Raw genomic sequence first — 6,521 nt, 5'->3', positions numbered from 1 at the left:
GACCCGCCCGGAACCACCACCCTCCCGGACCAGGACGCACCAGGCGCCCATCCCGAAAGGACATGTTGTGGGTGGATTCGCCGCCCTCCGGACCAGCCGTTCCCGGCCGTCCCCGTCCCGGCGACTCAGAAAACAATACCTCCATACAGCAGGGGCCGCAAATCAACGTGCATCCCGGGCGTGTCGCTGCGGCCGTCCCCGGCTTCCATGCGGTAGTGGCGCCGCGCTGGAAAGGGCCGCAATCGGTGGCCTCACGTGCACCGTCACGGTCCCGGGCCCTCCTGCAGAGCATCGCTTCGGGCGTGGGGCTCCGGGAAACCCAAAGGCGGGCGGCCGGAAGTAATTCCGGCCGCCCGCCTTTGGCGGGTGTCCATTTAGCCCGGAGGCGGCGCACAGGTCGGGTCAGGCGCCCTCGACCACCGCGAACGCCAGCTGCTTCTTGCCGCGGCGCACCAGGAGGTACCGGCCGTGCAGCAGATCGCCGGCCCCGACCACGGCCTCGGCGTCGGTGACCTTGTGGTTGTTCACGTATGCCCCGCCCTCGGCCACAACGCGCCGGGCGGCCGACTTGGATTCGGAGAGGCCTGCGGCAACCAGCAGGTCGACGATGCCCAGCGCATCCGTCCCGACCGTGGCGGTCCGAAGCTCCGCGGTCGCGGCCTTGAGCGTGGCCTCGTCCAGGTCCTGGAGGGACCCCTGGCCGAACAACGCGGCGGAGGCGGCGATGACCTTTTCGGTGGCTTCCACACCGTGGACCAGGGAAGTCACCTCAAAGGCCAGCACGCGCTGGGCCTCGCGGGCGAAGGGGCGCTCGGCCACGGACTCGGCAAGCGCCTCGATTTCCTCGCGGGTCTTGAAGGTGAAGACCTTGAGGCGGTTCACCACGTCCGCGTCGGCGGTGTTCAGCCAGAACTGGTAGAAGGTGTACGGGCTGCACATCTCGGCGTCCAGCCAGATCGCGTTGCCCTCACTCTTGCCGAACTTGGTGCCGTCGGAGTTGGTGATCAGCGGGGTGCCGTAGGCGTGGACGGACTTGCCCTCCACTTTGCGGATCAGGTCCGTGCCGCTGGTCAGGTTCCCCCACTGGTCCGAGCCGCCCGTCTGCAGCACGCAGCCGTAGTCGCGGTTCAGCTGCAGGTAGTCCATGCCCTGCAGGATCTGGTAGCTGAACTCGGTGTAGCTGATGCCTTCCTCGGAGTTCAGCCGGGAAGCCACGATGTCCTTCTTGATCATGGTGCCCACCCGGAAGTGCTTGCCGATCTCGCGCAGGAAGTCGATGGCGCTCAGCGGAGCGGTCCAGTCGAGGTTGTTCACCATGCGTGCCGCGTTCCCGCCCTCAAAGGAAAGGAAGCGGGACACCTGTGCCTGCAGCCGGCTCACCCACTCGGCCACAGTCTCCTTGGTGTTCAGCACGCGCTCGGCGGTCTGCCTTGGATCGCCGATCAGGCCGGTAGAGCCCCCCACCAGGCCCAGCGGCCTGTGGCCGGCCAACTGCAGCCGGCGCATGTTCAGCAACTGCACCAGGTTGCCCAGGTGCAGGCTTGGCGCGGTCGGGTCGAAGCCGCAGTAGAAGGTGATCGGGTCCCCAGCGAGGGCCTTTTCCAGCGCGGCCTCATCGGTGGACACATGGACCAGCCCGCGCCACTTCAGTTCCTGCCAGACATTCGGAAAGGACGGATCGTTGCTTTGGGCCGCCAGTACGGGGTTCTGCTTACTCGAAGACACGCCCTTAAACGTAGCATCCGCAGTGCCGGCCCCGGCCCCGGCCGGCAGCTAGGCCTCGATGCCTGCCGGGACCGTCCCCTCGGCAAGGACGCGCAGGCGCTGGGTGGCGCGGGTCATGGCGACGTACAGGTCGCCCACGGTTCCGTCGGCCTCCTGTACCAACTGCTCCGGTTCCAGCACCAGCACCACGTCGAACTCCAGGCCCTTGGCCTCCTTCGCGGTGGTCACCACGATGTCCTGGTCCAGCCCGCCGGAGCCGCTGCCGACGCGGGCGCCGTAGAGCCCGACGACGGCGGCGCGCGCCTCCCGCAGCATGGCCGCGGGCGCGATGACGGCGACCAGGCCGCCGTCGGCCAGGCCAACCTCTTCCGGCAGGACCTCCACCAGGCGCGCCAGCAGCGTCCCGGCCGGAAGCCGGTCCACGACCGGGGCCCACTCGCCCTCCCGGACGGCCTTGGGCGCGGATACCACCAGGCCGGCGGCTTGGGCCATACGGGCGGCGGCCTCGGCGATCTGGGTCGGGGTGCGGTAGTTGACCGTAAGTTCTTCCAGGGTGAAGCGCTTCCCCACGAAGGGCTCCATCGCGGCATCCCAGCTGGTGGCGCTGGCCGCCGAGCTGGCCTGGGCGATGTCGCCGACCACGGTGAACGACTTCAGCGGGCAGCGCCGCATCAACAGGCGCCACTGCATCGGGGAAAGCTCCTGGGCCTCGTCCACCACGATGTGCCCGTAGGCCCACGTGCGGTCCTGGGCGGCGCGTTCGGCGGCGGTCAGCGAGGCCTCGGTCTCCTCGTTCATTGCCGCCAGGTCCTCGGCGTCGACGAGCCCGTCATTGCCGGTTTCACGGAGCATGGCATCGACGTTGCGCAGCGCCTGCTCGGCGTTGGCGATATCGCGCTGGCGCTGGGCCTCCTGCTGGGCCTGGGCCCGCCCGCTGCTGGCATCGAAGGTGCCCAGCAGTTCGGCGGCTTCGTCCAGCAGCGGGACGTCTGCCTCCGTCCAGGCCGAACTCGGGACCCTGTGGAGCACGCGGCGCTCGGCCTCGCTCAGCTGCGGGGCGGCCGCGGCCAGGTGCTCGGGCTTGGCGAAGAGGTCCTCGATCAGCTTTTCGGGAGTCAGCGGCATCCAGCACAGGTTGAGCGCGATGCGCACGTCACGGGAAGAGCGCACATCCTCGATGAGGTAGCTGCGGTCCACCGAGTTGCCGGTCCCGGACGATTCCTCCAGCTTCTCCTGCAGCTGGTCGGCCAGTTCGCGGAGCATGATCTTCACGAAGGTGGCGCGGGCCTCGTTGTGCGGCTTGTGGGTGGCGCGGGCCTTGTCGCGGGCGCGGCGGACGGCCCGCGGATGCAGTTCCAGCGCGGTGCCCTCCACGACGACGCGGCGGGGTCCCTGCGGCAGGCGCTGGCGGTTGGCAACGGCGCGGGCGACCACCTCGGCCATGTCAAGGCGCCCCTTGATTCGGGCGGCTTCGCGGCTGGCTTCGGGAACGGCACGGATGCCGGGCATCAGCCGGCCCAGGCTGGCCATGACCACTCCGGTCTCGCCCAGCGACGGGAGCACCCGTTCGATGTAGCGCATGAACGACGCCGAGGGGCCCACCAGCAGCACGCCGGCGGACTTCAGCCGTTCCCGGTGCTGGTAGAGCAGGTAGGCGGCGCGGTGCAGGGCCACGGCGGTCTTGCCGGTTCCGGGTCCGCCCTGCACCACCAGCACGCCGGCCAGCGGCGTGCGGATGATGCGGTCCTGCTCGGCCTGGATGGTGCTGACGATGTCCGTCATCCGGCCGGTGCGCTTGGAGGTCAGGGCGGCCAGCAGCGCGCCCTCGCCCTGCTGGTGCCCGCCCTCGGAAAGCAGCGCGGTGTCCAGGACGTCGTCCTCGATCGCGATCACGTCGCGGTTTTTGAGGATCAGGTGGCGGCGGCGGCGCACCCCCTGCCGCTGCAGTGCGGTGGCCTGGTAGAAGGCGCCGGCCTCCGGGGCGCGCCAGTCGATCATGAGCCGGCCCTGGTCCTCGTCCGTCAGCCCGATCCGGCCGATGTAGCGGGAGTTCCCGTCGGGGGCCTCCTCATCCAGGTCCAGCCGGCCGAAGACCAGGCGCTCCTCCACGGCGTTCAGCTGGGCCAGCCGGTCCTCGTACATCGTCGCGAAGGCGTCGCGTTCGGAGACGTTCTGCATCGAGCCGACCGCGCCGGTCCCGCGGACCCTGGCCAGCTGGGCGGCCTTTTCCGCGCGCAACGCATCCAGCCTGCGGTACAGGCCGGCCACGTAGTGGCGTTCGAGCTCAAGCTCCGGCTGGACCGAAGTCGCCTCTTGCATGGATCCTCTTCTCACGCGTTCCGACGGACAGACAATTGTACTCTTCGCGGCTCAGACCTTCTGCAAGGCGTGCACGCGGTATCCGGCAAGGCGCTCCCGGCCGCCCAGGCCGGCCAGTTCCAGCACGACGCCGATGCCCGCGACCGTACATCCGGCGCGCTCGAACAGGCGCACCGCGGACCCGACGGTGCCGCCGGTGGCCAGCACGTCGTCCAGGATCAGGACGCGGGTGCCGGGGGCAACATCGTCGCGGTGCAGTTCCAGGGTGGCGGTGCCGTATTCGAGCGAGTAGTCCTCGGAGTGGACCTCGCGCGGCAGCTTGCCCTTCTTGCGCACGGTGACCATGCCGGTGCCGGTGGCGTAGGCGCCGGCGGCGGCAAGCACGAAGCCGCGCGCCTCCAGCCCCGCCACGACGTCGAAGTCCCCGGCGAACGGGGCGACGATCTCGTCGACGATCCGGCGCAGCCCGGTCGGGTCCGCGAAAACGGGGGTCAGGTCCTTGAAGGAGATCCCGGGTTGCGGGTAGTCGGGGACGACGACGGAGAGCCGGTCGAGCAGCTCGGTGACGGTTTCGGAGGCTTTTGGCACCCCACCATGTTAGCCGCTCGGCAGGGGGCCGCCGGCCGAACCGGCGGCCGGCGGCGGCGGTGCCGGCCGGGGTTGGCGGGACCGCGTCCGCCGGACGGCGGGGCGGTAGCGGGAAACGGTCGGCTCCCCTTCGATCCAAAAGCGCCAGGGGTAACTCTCCGATCCCCCGGGTCCGGAGACGCCCACGCGTGGTCCACGCATCACCTGCCGCGGCGCCACGGTCCCCCACCCGGACAGCAGCAGCACCGGCTCCTCCGCGTCCCGGCCTTCCCCCCGCCGGGGACCGGCCGCGGGTTGGGCCGCCTGGCCGGCCGCGGTCTCAAGCCGGGTTCCGTTATGGGCCAGGGTCAGCCCGAGGCTGCGGGCCAGCCGGGCCGGGCCGCTGGCCAGGTCGCGGTCCCTGAGCGCCTTGAGCGGCCGTGCCGGACCGGGATCCTCTCCGGACCCCATCTCCTGCCCCGTTTCCAGCCCGGTCTCCAGGCCCGCGGACGGTTTCCTGCGCAGGGACCGCAGGCGGGCCGTTTCGGCCCCGGCCACCACCTCGCCGGCGCGCAGCAGCACGGCCGAGGCTTCGCCGTCCTCCCCGCAGACGATGTTCGCGCAGAAATGCATGCCGTAGGTGAAGTACACGTAGACCGTCCCGGGGGGACCGAACAGGGCCGCGTTCCGCGCCGTCCGGCCGCGGAAGCCGTGGGAGCCGGGGTCGTTCGGGCCGGCGTAGCCCTCCACCTCGGTGAGCCGCACGGAGACGGTCTCACCGCCGACGGTGGAGGTCACCACCGCCCCCAGCAGTGCCGGGGCCACCTCCAGCAGCGGTCCGGCGAGCAGCTCGGCCCCGGACAGCCGTGACAGTTCCACCCCTCCCGGCGGGAACCCGCGAGGAGGAAAGGGGTCGGGACTTTGGCCCAACGCAGCTGGGTCGGGTGCAGCTGGGTCGGGTGAGACAGTGCCGGGCGAGACAGTGCCGGGCGGAACAGCGGCGGAGGGAAGATTGCCCTGCGGCGTGGCGGACATGGAGGACCGGGCGGCTAGGACTGCCGCGCTGCCGGTTCCACCGGCTCCACCGGCTCCACCGGCTTTACGAGCAGGGCGGAGGGCCAGGGTCCAAGCTCGGGCAGGTCGGCGGCGTCCGCCGCCGCGGTGGCGCGGACCTGCCCGGAGGGTTCGCGTCCGGCCAGCCAAGCGGCCAGGTCGTACTCCATGCCGGCGAGGACCCAGCTGTCCCGGCCCTCCCCCAGCACCACCGGCGGACGGCCGGTGGGCTGCAGGACGAACCGCGCGCCCGCGGGCACGCGCTCGGCCAGGAAGTCGAACAGGTGGGCACAGAACTCGGGGGTCCAGTCGACGGGCCCGGCGGTGCCGCCGAGGTCTCCGGCGTGGATGGTCAGTTCACGCCAGGCACCGAGCACGCAGTCCATGACCGTGCCCTCGCCGCGGAAACTGGCCGCGGCGTGCCAGCCGCCGGCCGGAACGGCGTCGAGTTCGGCCACGAACAGGTCCAGGGCCTCCCCGAGGCGGGAGCGCAGCTGGGCCGGAGCCATGAGGACTCCCAGCTCGATGCGGCGGTTGCGCCCCTCCATGCCGCCGTCGTAGAACTCGATGCGCCGGCCGTGGCGGGCATGTTCCAGCTGGCGGGCCAGGGCGCGCAGCACTCCGTCGGTGTGGGCCAGGACGTGGGCCTTGGACCAGCCGGGCAGGGCCGAGGGGGTGCGGAAGGCGGCGTCCTCGAGGCGGTCGACGGTGCGGCGGAAGTTTTCGGCGGCGTCATGGACCGCGCCGGCCAGGTCAGTGGGTGTGATCCGGGTCATGGGCCCAGCCTAGCCGGGCTGCCCCGTCCGCGTCAGTGAGCCCGCACGACGGCGGCCGGTGGCCTTCCGTGCGGAAGGCCA

At 71.2% G+C, this 6,521-nt stretch carries 5 protein-coding genes; all 5 read right to left on the bottom strand.

Annotation, left to right across the window (positions count from 1 at the left end; all coding sequences use genetic code 11):
- Positions 1–402: 402 nt before the first annotated feature.
- Positions 403–1,725, bottom strand: coding sequence for a tyrosine--tRNA ligase (tyrS, locus tag NCCP_RS14725; RefSeq protein ID WP_172627425.1), 1,323 nt, complete (start codon positions 1,723–1,725; stop codon positions 403–405).
- 48 nt (positions 1,726–1,773) lie between these two features.
- The gene (locus NCCP_RS14720) at positions 1,774–4,044 is read right to left on the bottom strand and encodes a HelD family protein (RefSeq protein WP_149958040.1); all 2,271 of its coding nucleotides are present in this window, start codon (positions 4,042–4,044) and stop codon (positions 1,774–1,776) included.
- A gap of 51 nt (positions 4,045–4,095) precedes the next feature.
- Positions 4,096–4,632 carry an adenine phosphoribosyltransferase gene (locus NCCP_RS14715; protein WP_149958039.1) on the bottom strand — a complete coding sequence of 179 codons (537 nt, stop codon included), beginning with the start codon at positions 4,630–4,632 and terminating at the stop codon, positions 4,096–4,098.
- Between the two features lie 9 nt (positions 4,633–4,641).
- A complete protein-coding gene (locus NCCP_RS14710) occupies positions 4,642–5,490 on the bottom strand; it encodes a DNA-3-methyladenine glycosylase (protein ID WP_225873866.1) in 849 nt (282 codons plus the stop codon).
- 170 nt (positions 5,491–5,660) lie between these two features.
- Positions 5,661–6,440, bottom strand: coding sequence for a maleylpyruvate isomerase family mycothiol-dependent enzyme (locus NCCP_RS14705; RefSeq protein ID WP_149958037.1), 780 nt, complete (start codon positions 6,438–6,440; stop codon positions 5,661–5,663).
- Between the last annotated feature and the right edge of the window lie 81 nt (positions 6,441–6,521).

Source organism: Zafaria cholistanensis, assembly GCF_008580665.1.
GTDB classification, from domain to species: Bacteria; Actinomycetota; Actinomycetes; order Actinomycetales; family Micrococcaceae; genus Zafaria; species Zafaria cholistanensis.
This window is presented reverse-complemented; position numbering and strand designations above follow the sequence as displayed.